Annotated in this window: 14 protein-coding genes; 2 read left to right on the top strand and 12 right to left on the bottom strand. The window is 36.7% G+C overall.

The window, feature by feature from the left end; all coding sequences use genetic code 11:
- Nucleotides 1-54: 54 nt before the first annotated feature.
- From dnaK to rpsO, 4 genes are all read right to left on the bottom strand, one after another.
- Nucleotides 55-1,950, bottom strand: coding sequence for a molecular chaperone DnaK (gene dnaK / locus JG735_RS04575; RefSeq protein ID WP_201335644.1), 1,896 nt, complete (start codon nt 1,948-1,950; stop codon nt 55-57).
- A 74-nt stretch (nt 1,951-2,024) separates the two neighbouring features.
- A complete protein-coding gene (gene grpE, locus JG735_RS04570; protein ID WP_201335643.1) occupies nt 2,025-2,567 on the bottom strand; it encodes a nucleotide exchange factor GrpE in 543 nt (180 codons plus the stop codon).
- Between the two features lie 10 nt (nt 2,568-2,577).
- Nucleotides 2,578-3,354, bottom strand: a complete 777-nt coding sequence (locus JG735_RS04565; RefSeq protein WP_201335642.1) for a hypothetical protein — start codon at nt 3,352-3,354, stop codon at nt 2,578-2,580.
- A 236-nt stretch (nt 3,355-3,590) separates the two neighbouring features.
- Entirely contained in the window at nt 3,591-3,860 is a 270-nt protein-coding gene (gene rpsO / locus JG735_RS04560) for a 30S ribosomal protein S15 (RefSeq protein ID WP_201335641.1), read from the bottom strand.
- Nucleotides 3,861-4,360: 500 nt separating this feature from the next.
- Here rpsO and JG735_RS04555 point away from each other — a divergent pair, with 500 nt between their 5' ends.
- A complete protein-coding gene (locus JG735_RS04555) occupies nt 4,361-4,762 on the top strand; it encodes an Rrf2 family transcriptional regulator (protein ID WP_012082498.1) in 402 nt (133 codons plus the stop codon).
- Nucleotides 4,763-4,764: 2 nt separating this feature from the next.
- Entirely contained in the window at nt 4,765-5,769 is a 1,005-nt protein-coding gene (locus JG735_RS04550) for a DHH family phosphoesterase (RefSeq protein WP_201335640.1), read from the top strand.
- Here the strand turns inward: JG735_RS04550 and JG735_RS04545 are convergent, their stop codons facing one another.
- From JG735_RS04545 to JG735_RS04510, 8 genes are read right to left on the bottom strand one after another with little or no spacing between them, the layout of a single operon-like run.
- The gene (locus JG735_RS04545; protein WP_201335639.1) at nt 5,770-7,599 is read right to left on the bottom strand and encodes a sensor domain-containing diguanylate cyclase; all 1,830 of its coding nucleotides are present in this window, start codon (nt 7,597-7,599) and stop codon (nt 5,770-5,772) included.
- Nucleotides 7,596-8,318 carry a carboxy-S-adenosyl-L-methionine synthase CmoA gene (gene cmoA / locus JG735_RS04540; RefSeq protein ID WP_201335638.1) on the bottom strand — a complete coding sequence of 241 codons (723 nt, stop codon included), beginning with the start codon at nt 8,316-8,318 and terminating at the stop codon, nt 7,596-7,598. The genes JG735_RS04545 and cmoA overlap by 4 nt, the downstream gene beginning before the upstream one ends.
- Nucleotides 8,305-10,317 carry a thioredoxin domain-containing protein gene (locus JG735_RS04535; protein ID WP_201335637.1) on the bottom strand — a complete coding sequence of 671 codons (2,013 nt, stop codon included), beginning with the start codon at nt 10,315-10,317 and terminating at the stop codon, nt 8,305-8,307. Before JG735_RS04535 ends, cmoA begins: the two co-directional genes overlap by 14 nt.
- On the bottom strand, nt 10,308-11,135 hold the full coding sequence (locus JG735_RS04530) for a bifunctional riboflavin kinase/FAD synthetase (RefSeq protein ID WP_236583884.1): 828 nt from the start codon (nt 11,133-11,135) through the stop codon (nt 10,308-10,310). Before JG735_RS04530 ends, JG735_RS04535 begins: the two co-directional genes overlap by 10 nt.
- Entirely contained in the window at nt 11,104-11,808 is a 705-nt protein-coding gene (locus JG735_RS04525) for a TlyA family RNA methyltransferase (RefSeq protein WP_201335636.1), read from the bottom strand. The genes JG735_RS04530 and JG735_RS04525 overlap by 32 nt, the downstream gene beginning before the upstream one ends.
- A complete protein-coding gene (gene ligA, locus JG735_RS04520) occupies nt 11,798-13,780 on the bottom strand; it encodes an NAD-dependent DNA ligase LigA (RefSeq protein ID WP_201335635.1) in 1,983 nt (660 codons plus the stop codon). Before ligA ends, JG735_RS04525 begins: the two co-directional genes overlap by 11 nt.
- A complete protein-coding gene (locus JG735_RS04515) occupies nt 13,777-15,828 on the bottom strand; it encodes an EAL domain-containing protein (protein WP_201335634.1) in 2,052 nt (683 codons plus the stop codon). The genes ligA and JG735_RS04515 overlap by 4 nt, the downstream gene beginning before the upstream one ends.
- A complete protein-coding gene (locus JG735_RS04510) occupies nt 15,821-16,648 on the bottom strand; it encodes a cytochrome-c peroxidase (RefSeq protein ID WP_201335633.1) in 828 nt (275 codons plus the stop codon). Before JG735_RS04510 ends, JG735_RS04515 begins: the two co-directional genes overlap by 8 nt.
- Nucleotides 16,649-16,696: the final 48 nt, after the last annotated feature.

Raw genomic sequence — 16,696 nt, 5'->3', positions numbered from 1 at the left:
CTAAAAGGGGGGAAATAGAAGAAGGATTGGAGGAAGGAAGAGTAAGGAGGAGCCTTACTCTACTTCGGCATCTATGACGTCGTCGTCTCCACCACTTTTTTTCTGTTCGGCTCCACCTTGCTCAGCTCCGCTTGCTTGACCTTGCTCTTTTTTGTACATCGCTTCAGCAAGTTTATGGCTCACTTGTGTTAGAGCTTGTACTTTTGCCTCAATCTGCTCTTTTGTTGCGTTTTCATCTTTGAGTACATTTTTCAAATCATTCAAAGCTGCTTCAATTTGCGCTCTCTCATCTGCACTAATCGCATCACCAGCCTCTTTGAGGCTCTTTTCTGTTTGATACGCAAGTGCGTCTGCTTGGTTACGAGTCTCAACAAGCTCTTTTCGTTTTCTATCTTCTTCTTTATGCGCTTCTGCATCTTGAATCATTCTTTGAATCTCTTCTTCGCTGAGTCCACTTGTTCCAGTAACAGTAATTTTTTGCTCTTTACCAGTCGCTTTATCTTTTGCACTTACTGTCAAGATACCATTGGCATCGATATCAAATGTAACTTCAATTTGTGGCACACCTCTTGGAGCTGGTGGAATACCTTCAAGCGTGAATTGACCCAAAGATTTGTTATCTTTTGCCATCTCTCGTTCACCCTGCAATACATGGATAGTCACTGCAGGCTGATTATCTTCAGCTGTACTGAAGATTTGAGATTTTTTTACAGGAATCGTTGTTCCTTTTTCAATAATTTTTGTCATAACACCACCAAGTGTCTCAATACCAAGACTGAGTGGTGTAACATCAAGAAGCAATACATCTTTTACATCACCTTTGATAACAGCCCCTTGAATCGCTGCACCAACTGCTACAACCTCGTCTGGGTTAACAGATTTGTTTGGTTCTTTTCCAAAGAACTCTTTTACTTTTTGTTGTACAAGTGGAATTCTTGTTGATCCACCTACAAGCACAACTTCATTTACTTCATTTTTACTGAGACCTGAGTCTTTAAGCACATTGTTGGCAATTGTAATTGTTTTTTCAACCAAATCTTCAATCAAGCTTTCAAATTTTGCTCGTGTAAGCTTTTTGACCAAATGTTTTGGACCAGTTTGATCAGCTGTGATAAATGGCAAGTTGATCTCAGTCTCCATTGCTGAGCTGAGCTCTTTTTTCGCATTTTCGGCCGCTTCTTTGAGTCGTTGCAATGCCATAATATCAGATTTTAGATCGATTCCTGTCTCTTTTTTAAATTCATCAACAAGCCAGTCAATGATTCTGTTGTCAAAATCATCACCACCTAAGAATGCATCACCACCGGTAGCCAATACTTCAACAACATTATCTCCAGTCTCAAGAATTGTTACGTCGAATGTACCACCACCAAGGTCATATACCACAATCTTTTCAGACTCTTTTTTATCAAGTCCATATGCAAGCGCTGCTGCAGTTGGCTCGTTGATGATTCTTAATACATTAAGTCCTGCGATCTGTCCAGCCTCTTTTGTCGCTTTTCTTTGTGCGTCATTGAAGTATGCCGGAACGGTGATAACAGCTTCTGTGATCTCTTGACCAAGATACGCTTCAGCATCCTCTTTGAGTTTCATCAAGATTTTTGCACTAATCTCTTGTGGAGTATAGACTTTTCCATCAACATCAACTGCACATGCACCATTTCTATCAACGATGTTGTATGGAAGTCTTTTTTTCGCTTCTTGGGCTTTCTCTTCATTACACATCATACCCATGATTCGTTTAACTGAATAGATAGTTCTTTTTGGGTTTGTAATCATCTGTCGTTTTGCAGGATCACCTACTAAGATTTCACCTTTATCTGTAAAAGCAACAACAGATGGAGTAGTATTTTTACCCTCTTTATTTGGTATAACTTTTGCTTCTTTTCCTTCATATATTGCCATACATGAGTTGGTTGTACCTAAATCTATTCCTAATACTTTACTCATTTTCTCTCCTTTGGATAATTATTTTTGAAAATTATAGTTCAGTTCACTAAAGATTTCTGCTACTTTAGTAGCACTCACTCTTCGCCTTTTGCAACGCTCACCTTTGCAGGGCGCAAAATTCTTTCTTTATATTTGTACCCTTTTTGAATTACTTGAACAATTTGTCCCGCCTTTTTCTCGGCATCATCTACTTGCAAAATCGCTTCGTGCAGATGTGGGTTGAATTCTCCACCCTCTTCGATTTCAATTACTTCTATTCCATGTTTGTTGAAAGCTTTGATAAATTGATCGATTGTCAGCTCGATCCCCTTTTTGAGTTCTTGCACCGCTTCTTCTGCATTGAGATTATCATGACTTACTGCTGCCAGTGCCATATCGAGGCTATCAAGTGCTGGCAAAAGATCCTGAGCGAATTTTTCGAGTGAATACTCGATTGCCTGAACTTTTTCTCTTTCTAATCGTTTTTTTGTATTTTCAAAATCGGCATGTACTCGTAAATACTTCTCTTCACACTCTTGGAGTTTTTTCTCCAATTCTTCACACTCGTTTTGTTCATTTTGCATTTTTTGCTCTTCTTTTACTTTTTGTTGCTCTTGTGCTCTTTTTTTCTCTGCCATCTTTTACTCCTTAATGTAGTTTTTGTATAAATTGCTGAAAATTCCGAAACAGATGCCCCATTAACAGCATTTCACCTTTTTTGCGTTCATCAATATCAATATAAAATTTATAGGTCAAAAAATTGTCATGAAACATGACTCCAGGTTTTTGTCGCACCAGCTTTTCCCCGCTCATGATTTTCGGTAGATCAGATTTGGCCCATAGATCATGCTCTTTTGCAATCGCAAGGAGTTCTTGCATATTATAAATATGAAAATCCTCTTGCGCAAACTTTTTTAGTTCCGATGCAAGTCCGACAAGTCCCACTGCATCCAAAAGTTTATAAAGTGATTCAAGGTCCAAATCGATATGATTTGCAAGAAACTCTTCTAGTTTTTCGTTATAGGGTATCAAATACTCTTTTTGATTATCGAATAGTGCTATGATATATCTGTTTTTATAATTTTCTATGGAACGTAAATGGATATTTTCATAAATAAGATATTCACAAAAGATTTCATCATTTTGAACATTTTTTAATGTTTCACTACTGCGCAATTGAATATGCTTTTTTCCCAATCTATTTTGCCAAAACCGTTTTAAAGATAAAGGTGTAGGAATACGGCCACTGCTTACATGCTCTTTTTGTAAATATCCCTGATCAGTCAGTTGCTTAAAATAATACCGTATCGTAGCGCTCGAAATAGTAATCGAAAGACGTTCTTGAAGAGCTTTTGAACTCACCGGAGCATGTTTTTTTATATACTCTTCTATAACGCCCTCTAGCACTATCTCTTTTTTATCCATTTTAGCACTCTTTTTCTAAATTTGCTGATTGTATTATATACTATTGAGTGTATTATTGTCAAGTTTATTAAGCTAATAAATTTATATAAATTATTTTTGTAAAACAAAATCCTAGTACAGGAAACTATTTTGGCATGAATATATAAATTTGGAAACAAAGTTTTATATGAATGGAAAATTTTTATAAAAATAAAAGAATGGTGTGAAGCTACGGAGAGACTAATCGGAAGGAGAGGTTACCCTCTGATTCCGAGTTCTTTGATCACTTGTGTATATTTATCGTAATCTTTTCTTTTGAGATAGTTGAGCAGTCTTTTTCTCTGTCCAACAAGTTTCAAAAGTCCAAGTCTTGATGAGTGATCTTTTTTATGCTCTTTCAAGTGTTCAGTCAAATAACTGATTCTTTCACTCAAAAGTGCGATCTGGACAGCAGGACTTCCCGTGTCACCTTCATGCTCTGCGAATTTAGAGATAATCTCTTGTTTTTTCGCCGAATCCAAAGCCATAGTAGCCTCCTGATTGGTCTAAATTTTAAAGCGTTATTATATCTAAAAAATTTCTCAATGCAAACTATTGCACCAAACAAAACTTAAATCGAATTTCTATAGGATACTCTATCTCAAATGTATAGGTTTCATCACTAAAATTCTCTACTTTGTACAAATTTTGTATTTTGCAGTTTATAGCCTTTTGCCTTGTTGCTATCTAGATAAACAATTTAAATTTTATTCCTCACTCTTATTAAATGCTTATCTTTTTTACACTGCTTTTTGAAACGACCTAAAAATAACCTCGAAAGCTTATTAAGCCTATTTGCAAATGGATAACAGAGTTAAATGGTTTTACACTTGTATCTTCATTAAACTCTATTTCCATAAAAGCCTTTTTATTTTGATTATAACAAATTCAAAAAAACTATATATATAACTTCTTTTTATTCTTTTGCCTTTAAAGCTTTTAAATGGGAGAAATTTAGTATAATTTACAAAAAAATTCAGGATCAAGAATGCTTTTTACACGTGCAACAGAATATGCCCTTTTGGCACTGGTGGTCATAGCTAAAGAAGAGAGGCCGTTGGGTACAGATTATCTTTCCAGACGTCTCAATATTTCAAGAAGCTTTCTTGCCAAAATTTTACAAGCCCTGGCCAAACAGGATATTTTAAAATCATACAAAGGGGCTTCCGGGGGATTCCAATTGGCTAGACCAGCCAATCAACTATCTATCAAAGAGATCTCTACCGCTGCCGAAGGAAAAGGTGTCAATATATTTGACTGTTCCAGCGATCAGGCCTGCTGTCCAAGTAACAAAGGAGATTTTTGTACTCTTTGGCCCTTTCTTAATAAACTGCAAACACGAGTCGACGACTTTTTAGAAGAGTTGACACTACAAGATTTAATGGAGTAAACATGCATTTTTTTCATCTTTCCCACACTGACCTGGATGGATATACCTGTCAGTTCATCACAAAACAGATCTATCCTGAAGGATTTTTCACTAATGCCAACTATGGCGACGAGATTATGGTTCGAATCGATGAAATTATTAAAAAAATGGAAGAGGATCCTACCAAAGAGTATTTTTTCCTAATAACCGATCTTAATCTCTCTGACGAAGAGGCGACATTTTTGCAAGAAAAAACAAAACAGTTTTCAAATCTCAAATTGCAACTTCTTGATCACCATATATCAGGACTTGAAACCTCTCAGCAGTTTCACTGGTACCATCTGGACGTCACAAAATCCGCTTCACTCATTACCTATGAATATTTCAATCGACCACAAAATCTTGAAAATTTGATCAAATCGGTCAATGCTGTCGATATCTGGTTCCAAGATGATCCGGCATTTGAGATGGGAAAAGTGCTAATGCGACTGATTGATGAAGCAAAAGAGATTAGCAGGCTTACATTCAATGCAGAAAATATCGCATATAAACATTTTATGCTTCAACAAGCCCTAAAGTATCTTCATCAAGATAATGGTCATATTCTTTTGGATGAAGCGATCTGTTCTATCAAAAAATCTTTTTTTCAAAAAGATCACAATGATACTTTTGACAATCTTTTGACATCCTTTATCGTCAATCTCTTAACGATCAAAAGTGATGAGATGTCTATAGAATATCAAGGATCCAAAGGTATTTTAACCTTTGGTATTCAAAATAGTTCCATTGTCGGAAATGCCTTTTTAAAAGCAAATCCCTATTTCCACTTTTTCATGAATGTAAGTCCAAGAGGAACTTTTAGTTTACGAGCAGACAACAAAATCGATGTATCCAAAATGGCAGAAGCAATTGCCGGAGGTGGAGGACACCCAAATGCCAGTGGCGGAAAGATAAAAGGAATGAAAGAGTTTTTCGTTTATCACGATCTTCGAAATTTCATACAATCTCTTTTAAATGAGAAAAAGTAATCAATACTCTTTCATTTCCTCGGCTGTGATTGAATCACATACTACAACTTTGTTTCGACCATTTTCTTTTGCTTGGTAAAGTGCCATATCGGCCAATTTTATTGCATGCCAAAACTGTTTTGTATCTTTTGGAAATTCACACAGTCCGATACTTACAGTTTTATGAATCTTCTCATCTCCCACATCAATTCTTTTACTAGCAAAGCTCTTTCTTATATTTTCTGCTATTTGTAGACCATCCTCTTTATGGCAATTATATAGAAGCACTAAAAATTCTTCACCACCAAATCGAACGACTACATCAGATTTTCTAATATTTTCTTTAATGGTATCAACAAGTGTTTTAATCACTTTATCCCCTGCATCGTGCCCATATGTATCATTTACCATTTTAAAGTGATCAATATCGAGCATCATTATAGTATATGCTACATTGGCTCTAAGCGCTTGAGGAACATTTTTTTTCATAAAAATATCTAAATAGCGTCTATTGTATGCACCTGTCATTCTGTCAATCAAACTTTGATTTTGCAACTCTTGCATCAAAAGCTTCGTTTGCAAAGAGACTTTGGAGATAGTAAGGTAGTTTTGAAGTGTTTCGATTTTTCCTTTAATCTCTTCAAACTCTTTTTCATCTTTTGTAATGATATTAACTACAATCACTACATCTTCGCTTAATATCAATGGTATACAGATATATTTATACTCTTTTTTATCAACTGCACTACAAACATCTATAATATTGTTTGAATAGACAGGTTCTTTTATACGATATGCACGACAAAGCGTAATATCATCATCTGCTTTTGGACAGATTTGCTCATACTCTTTTTCAAAGCGAATAAAACGCTTTCCATCTTTTTTATTAATTTCATAAATACAAAACTGTTTTAAACCAAACTTTTTACTTAACAGCTCGCCTATTCTTTCATATATCTGTTCCAGATCTTTATCTTTGTCAATGATATTTTTAAAGTTATAAATATTGCTTAACTCCTCTACAAGATCTGTTACCATATGAAGTGGATCTTTTTTCTTGCTGTTATAGTGAACGAAACTATGTACCGCCGTTGCAATTCTTTGAAGGTTATTTTCGATTTTATCCATTAAGGTATTAATCCATTTAAAAACTTCTTGGATCTCTTTTTCATTTGAAGCCGGCAATCGATAGTTATACTCACCATTATACGCATGACGCATAACATTTTTCAAATTTTCAAAAAATGTTATATAAGCATTAAGATGTCTATTTAGGAAAAAGAGCGCAATAATAGTTAAAATTAAAATAATGGCTACTATTTTTAAAATAATTCCTATAACATAATCTCTTACATCAGTAATATCAAAATCCATGCTAATTGCACCTAAAACTTCACCCTCTTTTGCCTTATGGCACTTTAGACAATTTGGCTTATTGTATGCAGAGGCAATATAAGGAATCACTACTTTGAGCTCTACTTTGTTTGCATCCTCTATAAGCTCATCTTTCTCTTTTCCTGTTTGAAGCACCTCTTTTTCTAATGGTGATAACTTTTGATAGCTCTCAAAACTCTTTCCAAATTGTTTATCAACATTTTTGCTTCTCAAAACTCTTAATTCTTTTACTCCTCGTAATTCTTTTATCTTTGCCAAAAACTCTGCCCGTTTATCCATAATGCCATTTTCCATATGGGTCGTCAACCCATCACGTGTTAGTTTGGCAATTACATAAGCCTTATCTTTGGAAAAATCTATGGAAAAATGTCTAAAACTATACACGAGCAGCATTGCAACAGGTATAAAAACAGACACAACAAATACAATGAGCATATAATTAAATTTTTTTCTCATATCGTCTCTCTTTTGATAGCTACAAACGTCACAAAGTTAGCCCATCGAAATACCGGCTCCACAAAGCCAAATCCACACTTTTTGACCATTTCCATATTCTCTTCAAGTGTATAGGGCACCAAAACATTCTCCAAAGCCTCGCGTTTTTGCGCTATTTCAAAATCGCTATATCCTTGTTTTCTCTTAAATTCAAAATAGATATCAAGAAGCTGCTTGTCCAGCTTTTTATCCGGACTGATTATTTTTTCACTAAAAATGAAAATACCATCCTCTACTAAAGAATCATAAATCTTTTGAACCAAAGGCTCTCGTTTTAGAGGTCTGATAAATTGTAGCGTATAGTTACTTATAAAAATTTTGGCCGGTTTATAGCTATACTGGACAATGTCAGCTTTTTGAAAATCGATATCGACTCCAAAAGCTTTTGCTTTATGACGTGCTCGTTGCAGCATAGCTTCTGAGCTGTCAAGCCCAATCAATTCCAAAGAATAAGGAGATTTTTTTGCAATATCAATCAATAATGATCCTGTAGAGCATCCAAGATCATAAACCCTATCATTTTTTTTGACATTTTTAAGTACAATATCTCGCACCAACGCCATATTCTCTTTATAAAAGGGCACGGACCTTGCTATCATATCATCAAAAACACTCGCGACCTCTTCATCAAACTCAAATCTCTTTTTTATAGGCTTTGCAAAAACTTTATCTTTTTCCAAAAAACCATCCTCCCTGATGCTCTTTCGTCAAAACTCTTTGTTCTATAGCTTTGACAATATCTTCAAAATGATCACTTTGTATAAAACATGTCTGAACAGTGCAAGCTTCAAATCCTTTCAAATTTTCCTTCTTATCAAGGAGAAACGGATAGGAAATGAAAGCAATTTTCTTGAGTACTTTTTGTAAAACATTCTTGTTCGATTTTATAACAACATCTCCAAACTCCACCCTCAATGCCGCTAGGGTTGCAGTAGGATAGTTTGCAGGATTTGCATGAATCAAAGCTGATACTCCATCAATACTCTTTTTTGCAAAATCGTACAACCTCAAATCATATGTAAGCAGTGCCAAATCTAGCATCGCATGGTAAAGAACTGCAAGGGGTGAGCTGTAGTAACTGTCATCAATCGTTGCAGCAACGCTTTTTCGAGCATCCATATACCAAATCCCGCCTTTGTAAAATTTGGCTTTTGCTTTTTTAAAAAGTTTCACAGCAAGTTCAAGATATTTTTCATTGAAACTTAGCATATACGCGGTTGTAAGCGCTTTTATAAGATAGGCATAATCTTCTAACAATGCTTTTCGTTTTGGCTTGGAATGGGGGAGTTTTTGATGGAAAAGCTCACCATCAATCCACATCGTTTGTATCAATCTATTCAGCGATTGAATCGCTTCATCTTTATATCTTTTGTCAAAAATAAAGCTTTTCATTTTTGCTTCGATATACATTGCATTCCATGCAGTAATGATCTTTTGATCAATAAATGGGTATTCTCTTTGTTTTCGCAAACGTTGAAGCACACGTAACGTTTTTGAAGAGACGTTTCCACATTTTATCGGATTGGAATATTCTCCATCAAAGTTTCCATTTGGCTCGATTGAAAGATTTTCAAGCTCCTTTTTTGGATTTTTTACTCCAGCTTTCTGTAAAGCTCTCAACGTATCTTCATATCGAAACAAAAAATAGCCACCCTCTTCTCCTTTTGTATCGGCATCGCTTGCGCTAAAATAGAGTCCATCATGACCGAATCTATGATCAATCTCTTTGATGGTACGCTGCACCACCTCTTTATACAAGGGCTTTTTGGTAATTGTATAGGCTTTTGTATAGACACGGATTAGCTCTGCATTGGTATAGAGCATCTTTTCAAAATGGGGCGCTGACCAGTCTCTTCTAGTACTGTATCTAAAAAAAGCACCCTCAATTTGATCAAAAATTCCTCCTTTTGCCATAGCATCCAAACTTTTCATTGCCATCTTCAAAGCATTTTCTTTATCTGTTAGCTGATAGATGTCTAAAAGCATTAGAATGGTTGAACTCTCAGGAAATTTGACTCTTTTGGAAAATCCTCCATAAACAGGATCAAAATCTTTTTCAGCCTCTTTTAGCGCTTTCAAAGCCAAAGTTTTATCAAGCCGGACGGGATTGAGTGTTGCGTGCATCACCTTATCCACAAGTTTGAGTACCGCTTCACCTCTTCTTTGCACTCTTTGCTTTTGCTCATGATACAAAGCGGCATACTTTGGCAAAATAGTTGTCATGCCCTCTACCCCATATCCATCTTCGGGTGGGATATATGTTGCGCTAAAGTATGGTTTTTTGTCAGGCGTCATAATGATTGTTAAGGGCCAACCACCGCTTCTATGATGCATTACTGCAAAAACGCTCTGGTAAAACTTATCTAAATCTGGTCTTTCCTCTTTATCTACTTTTATGGGCACATAATATCGATTAATCAGCTCTGCAATTGCCTCATTCTCAAAGGATTCTTTCTCCATCACATGACACCAGTGGCAAGTGCTATATCCAATAGAAAGAAATATCGGTTTGTCAAGTTTTTTGGCCAATTCAAAAGCTTTTTTACCCCAAGGCAGCCAATGCACAGGATTGTGTGCATGCTGCCGTAAATAGGGTGACTCTTCGTAGATAAGGTCATTAGTATATTTTGTTTGCGCAAAAAGAAAGAGTGAAACAAAAAGAAGTACAATCAGCCGCATATAACCTCTTTTGCCATTTGGATATCTTTTTGTATCTGCTCTTTGAGTTGCAAAAGGGAGTTAAACTTTTTATTATCACGCAAAAATTGCACAAAATAGATTCGCACTGCTTCGATAGAATATTCTATTTTTTTATCAATGATATGGGTCTCAATGGAAAAACTCCCATCCACGCTTTCCCGTTTGCCAATAAATGTCACACTTGGAAAAATTTCTCCGCCAACCTCACTCCATGTGGCATACACTCCCTCTTTTGGAAGCAAAAAATTCTCTACTGTAAGATTGATTGTTGGAACAAGCTCTCTTTTGCCAAGTCCCAGTCCTTTTTGAACCTTTCCAGCTATCGAGTAGCTTCTTCCAAGCATCTTGTTTGCAAGGTAGATATCGCCTTGAGTCAATAACTTTTTAATCGTTCTAGAATGCACGGAAATACCATCAATTTGCACCTCATCTACAACAACTACTTCACCTTTAAACAACTCTTGAAGATCACCTATACCATATTTTCTATCTTTTCCAAAAGCAAAATCGTACCCCACCACAACTCTTTGTAAAGCGGGAAAACGTTTTTGAAGCAGATCCAAAAAACCTTTTGCATCCAAATCCTTAATCTCTTGCAAGGGAAAAAAGGAGCATGGATAAAGAGTATGGATACACCGCTCATACCCCGGAGTCAAAAGGGCATACCCTTTATCGATAACAACTACTGCTCCATTTGAAGTAAGTTTACGAAAAAGCGCCTGATGGCCTCTATGCATACCATCAAATGCCCCGATGGCAACCGAATCAATTCTTTTTGAAAAAATAGAACCACTCACGATTTCCCTCTTTCCCTTCTACCTTAGATACTCTTTTTTCTATCAATTGCCATCCTAACTCTTTTGTCTTTTTTTCAAATTGCTGCATCGCCTCATCAATCGCTTTTTGGTCTCGTACCACACCTTTTTTGTCTCTTTTAGCTCCTTTGCCCACTTCAAACTGCGGCTTAAAAAGAATGATGATATAGTTTTTACTCAGTCTATCAATATCAGGCAAAATCTTTACAATACTAATAAAACTCACATCGCATGTCACTACATCAAAGGGTTCATGCTGAAATTCTCGTATATCGGTATTGGACATATCGATTACATTTTTTTTAGACTTAATCGATGGATGCAGCTGATTGTTTCCTACATCCAAAGCGACTACCTCTTTTGCTCCATATTCACAAAGAATCTGTGTAAACCCTCCCGTTGAAGCACCAATATCCAATACCTTAGCACCTTTGATAAAAGATGCATCGATTGCATCCAAGAAGTATTTGAGTTTATAGGCTGCTCTGCTGACATAGGGCTTTTCTTGTATATAGACCTCTGCCTCTTCAATCTCAAATGAAGGTTTTGTAATGATCTTCCCGTCAACAGATACCAAACCCTCTTTTATCAGTTCAGCAGCCTTATTTCGACTTGTAGTGAGCCCTTTTTGATACAGATATTTATCAAGCCTCAATCCCGGCCTCTTTCAAAAGCTCCCACATCTTCTCTTCAGGTAGCAGCGGTACACCAAGCTGCTTTGCTTTTGTAAATTTACTGCCTGGATGCTCTCCATAAAAAACATAATCCGTATGATGGGAAACACTATTGGTCACGTGTGCTCCTGCTCGCTCTAGTAATTCTTTGATTTTGCTTCTTGGAAGCTTCATCTCTCCGGTTAAGACAACCGTTTTATGCGCCAGTGGAGAGTTTTGGATCTCTTCCTCTTTTTTTGGTGCTGTTGGCTGCAAGAGTTCAATAAGTTTTTCAATTTTGTCTTTGTTTACTTCTACAAACTCCTCAATCGATTTGACCATCTCAGGACCAAACCCCTCTATCTCATAGAGTTTTTCTTTTGGTGCCTTATACCAATCTAGTCCAAACTTTTCACATAGTTTCTTGCTCGCAACCTCTCCGATATGCTCAATCCCAAGAGCATTGACAAACCGCCAGCACTCTACTCCTTTGACACTTTGTATCGCATCAATGAGGTTTTGCGCCTTTTTCTCGGCAAATCCGGGAAGTTTCAAAAGATCTTCTTTCTTGAGCTTAAAGAGATCCACCACATCTTTGACAAGTCCTTTTTCATACAAAAGCTTCACAGTCGCTTCTCCAAGACCCGGAATATCCAGACACTGCTTTGAAGCAAAATAGATAATGGAGTTTACCACACGGGCCGGACAGCTTAGATTTTGACATTTGATCAAAAGTCCCTCATCCAAGACCGGCTGTCCACACACGGGACACACTTTAGGCCGTTCAACCTTTTTCTCTTTACCCGTTCGATACTGTGTAAGTACTTTGGTAACTTCCGGTATCACATCTCCACTTCGAATAACAATGACCATATCGCCAATGCGGATATCTTTTCGCTCAATCTCTGCATAGTTATGTAGTGTCGCTCGCTCTACCACCACACCCTCTATCTCCACAGGCTCCAAAATCGCAACCGGCGTGATAATTCCGGTTCTTCCAACCTGGGGAACGATATCGATGATTCGTGTCATCTTTTCTACTGCCGGGAATTTATACGCCACCATCCATCTTGGATATTTAACCGTATATCCAAGCTTCTCATGCAAAGCGACTTCATCTACTTTGACAACCATCCCATCAAGCATAACCGGCAAAGAGTCACGCTCTTTGGAAAAATCATTATAGAGCTTTTGAATCTCTTCTTCATTTTCACAAATGGCTCGTTTAAATGGCTTGATAAAGCCTTGCTGATAGACAAAATCCATCTTTTCATGCTGATATTTGAAATTTAGTGTATTGTATCCGATATCCCATGGATAAAAGTAGAGTTTTCTTTGGGCTGTCACTTTTGGATCGAGCTGTCTGAGGCTCCCGGCAGCCGCATTTCTTGGATTTGCAAAAGTGGACTGACCTTTTAAGGCACGTTCATGATTGAGTTTTTCAAAATCATCTTTTCGAATAACCACTTCTCCACGTATCTCTATAAGCCCTTTATATTCGATACCAAGAGGAATGGAAGGGATCGTTTTGGCGTTTGCCGTCACATCTTCACCAACTTCTCCATCCCCTCTCGTTGCTGCACTTTTAAGAAGTCCATTTTCATAAATGAGATTTAAACTAGCCCCATCAAATTTTGGCTCGATATAAAATTGCAAATCATTACGCCCAGCATTTTTATAGACTCTCTCCAGCCACTCATGCATTTCACGCTGATTAAACACGTCCTCCATCGACCACATTTTCGTTAAATGTTTAATTTTTTTAAACTCTTTTGCAGGCTCAGCTCCAATTCGCTGCGTTGGAGAGGTAGGATCGATTTGGTCTGGATGGGCCTTTTCATACTCCTCTACTTCTTTGTAGAGCTTATCATACACTTCATCAGGCACCTCCGGATTATCTAATACATAATATGCATATGCCCATCGTTTGAGCTTTTCAACGGCTGCTTTGTATTCTTCATATGTTTGTATCATTGCTTTTCCTTTTGCCAATATTCTAAACTTTTCGGCTTACCGATATAGTAACCCTGCGCATAATCGACACCGATTTTTTCAAGAATAGTAAAAATCTCTTCATTTTCCACATATTCTGCAACCACTTTCTTCTCCATCGATTTTAGAATCATAACGAGATTTTTCATAAATTCCTGCAAATTCGCATCTTTATGGAGATTTTTAATGAAACTTCCATCAATCTTTACATATTCAGCAGGCATCTCTTTGATAAACCGCAAAGATGTATATCCCGTTCCAAAATCATCAATAGCTACACAATACCCGTTGGATCGAAGTTTGGATAAAAAGCGAATTCCCTTCTCCGTATCTTCTACTACTGCAGTCTCTGTCACTTCAAATGTTATTTTGTTTGTGTCAATTTGGTACTCTCTTCGCTTTTGTTCGATAAACGTTGCAAGATTTTCGTTCATCAAATCGATACCAGAAAGATTGATATTGAGCGCAACATCAAAATCTTGCAATGTTTTAAATGCCTTATCTATCACATATTGCGTAATTTCACTGATCAGATTAAAACGTTCGGCATATTCGATAAATTCCGAAACATTTTTAAATTCATTCCCTTCTACTCTCAAGAGTACTTCATATTTCACGTTCTGTTTGGATTGTATCTCCATAATAGGTTGAAAAACAAGTCTGAGTCTATGCTCTTGCAAAATATGCAGAATCTGCTGCCTTTTCACAATAGCTTGTTGTGTAAATTGTTGATACTCTTTGATATAGGGATCTTTATCGTTAAGAAAGACTATCTTGTCGCCACCTCTTTTTTTTGCACTAAAAAGGGCGGCTTGTAAAAAAGCGTTCAGTTTGAGTGTTTCAATTTTTTGCTCTACCAAATATGCTCCTGCACTTACAGTAATCGCATAAGGAGAGGTGTGTATGAATTCATTGGATATCTTTTTGAAAAAAGCCTCAATCAATCGCTTATCAGTATCTTCGACAATCACTACAAATTCGTCGCTGGAAACATGAAACACTCTACACCCGTTTTTTTCAAAAATTGATGCAAGAAGTCTCAAGATATCATCACCCGCTTGCACACCAAAATTGTCATTGACATACGAGAAGTTGTCGATATTGAACTTGACGATATAAAAAGGAGGCTGCAGTGAGTGCAACTCTTGAAAAAGAGCAAATCTGTTCGGCAGTTTCGTTACGAAATCGTGACTTGCCATATATTCAAGCTCTCTTTCGATTTTTTGCTCTTTTGTAATGAAATAGTATACAAGCATAGTAAATAAAAATATGGCACCAACCAAAACACCTTCCATGATAATTTTTTGTCGCTCTTGTACCACCAGATATCCATCAAACTCTTTTTGAAGCTCGGCGATATTTCTTGCAAGCCGTTTATATCTTTGTATAAACTCTTTTTGTTGGCTGTGGAGTTGGTGGAGAGAGGCGTAAATGATCGTTGTATGCTGCAAAAAGTTTTGAACTATCTTTTTTGTTACTTCTCTTTTTACCAAAGTTTCAATAGTATGCACAAGCTCAAAAAATGTCTGTTGGTCCATCGGTTCATCAAGATAAATTTGATAATTGAGCTTTTCTATCATCTCTTGAACTTTTCTCAAAAGATTTGGATTTGCATGTACTGAAATAAGATCACTCTGGAGTGTTGGAAGATACAGTGCAGAGCTTTTTATCAAAGCACCCTCTTGCAGCAGACTCTCCATCGCATCTAACTCTTTTGCAAAATTTTCCCTGATTGTTCTACAAACCCCTTTTTTATCGATCTCCTCTTTGAAATCGCTCCTGCATATCTGATAAAGATTTTTTTCAAAAGCTTTAACGGCCTCTATAACATGATCATGGTTGACGAAATGCTCTCCCAATACATTTTTGATACTGTCCTGGATTAAACGGTTGTAATAATCAAGATTTTTCAATGTGTTATTTAACATATTCAGATAAGAGATCTTTTTATACTCAATGAAACGATCCAGATAGAGTATGACAAAAAATAAGAAAGCGGCAAAAACAGAAAGTTTGATCCATTTAATCATCAAATCTTCCCGTCAACGTTTTCAAAAATGCGACTATTTTTTCCGCTTCTTTGGGTGTAATATCTCTGCCTAGCTGCACTTTTGCCATCCAAATAACCGCATCTTTGAGTCTTTTGATTTTTCCATGATGAAAATAGGGATAGGTCAGCGCAACGTTACGAAGGCTTGGACATTTCACGAAGATCTTATCTTTTTGTTTTGAAAAGTAGCCATATCTATAGTAGATATGTCCACCAACAGCTTTACCGTTATAGCATGCGATGCATCCAAAACGTTTAAAGAGTCGATACCCTTCCTCTTCTTTGGGGGTCAGTTTTATCTTTCCTTCAAGATAGAGATCAAATTTTGAGTTGGGAGTGGTCAGTGTCAAAATATAGCTTCGCAAAGCTTCCACTAACGCATCAACGTCCGCTTTTTTGAAATGTGTTCGCAATGCGGTTTTCACCCAGCCGTTTTGCTCGATATATGTTTGCAAAGATTGCGGTGTATTGCCCATCTTCTTCTCATCATATAAAACGATCTTGATCATTTCTCGCAAAGAGTAGATCTTTTTTTGCCAGCTGTAGGCAAACTGATATTTAAGATTGTAAATGGAGGGGACATTGTACTCTGTCTTTTTTCCAAGAGCTCCAACAGCTTTTTCTTGATTGAGGGTTCCCCCTCTTTTTAGATCATGACAACTTGCACATGAAATTTTTTTTGTAACGGAAAGATTGGGATCAAAAAAGAGCTTTTTTCCCACTATCTCTTTGGGCGTCAAAGATCTCTTTTCATGGGGAATCGGATCGATAATCATATCTGCATAAGCAAATGTAAACAAAAAGATAACCAATAATTTTATATATTCAGTATTCTTTAATTGCATACT

The sequence above is a fragment of the Nitratiruptor sp. YY08-10 genome (assembly GCF_016629565.1).
GTDB lineage: Bacteria > Campylobacterota > Campylobacteria > Campylobacterales > Nitratiruptoraceae > Nitratiruptor.
This window is presented reverse-complemented; position numbering and strand designations above follow the sequence as displayed.

Coding starts and splice junctions, on each gene's coding strand:
- dnaK (WP_201335644.1), bottom strand. CDS start 1,950: ATGAGTAAAGTATTAGGAATAGATTTAGGTACAACCAACTCATGTATG.
- grpE (WP_201335643.1), bottom strand. CDS start 2,567: ATGGCAGAGAAAAAAAGAGCACAAGAGCAACAAAAAGTAAAAGAAGAG.
- JG735_RS04565 (WP_201335642.1), bottom strand. CDS start 3,354: ATGGATAAAAAAGAGATAGTGCTAGAGGGCGTTATAGAAGAGTATATA.
- rpsO (WP_201335641.1), bottom strand. CDS start 3,860: ATGGCTTTGGATTCGGCGAAAAAACAAGAGATTATCTCTAAATTCGCA.
- JG735_RS04555 (WP_012082498.1), top strand. CDS start 4,361: ATGCTTTTTACACGTGCAACAGAATATGCCCTTTTGGCACTGGTGGTC.
- JG735_RS04550 (WP_201335640.1), top strand. CDS start 4,765: ATGCATTTTTTTCATCTTTCCCACACTGACCTGGATGGATATACCTGT.
- JG735_RS04545 (WP_201335639.1), bottom strand. CDS start 7,599: ATGAGAAAAAAATTTAATTATATGCTCATTGTATTTGTTGTGTCTGTT.
- JG735_RS04535 (WP_201335637.1), bottom strand. CDS start 10,317: ATGCGGCTGATTGTACTTCTTTTTGTTTCACTCTTTCTTTTTGCGCAA.
- ligA (WP_201335635.1), bottom strand. CDS start 13,780: ATGATACAAACATATGAAGAATACAAAGCAGCCGTTGAAAAGCTCAAA.
- JG735_RS04515 (WP_201335634.1), bottom strand. CDS start 15,828: ATGATTAAATGGATCAAACTTTCTGTTTTTGCCGCTTTCTTATTTTTT.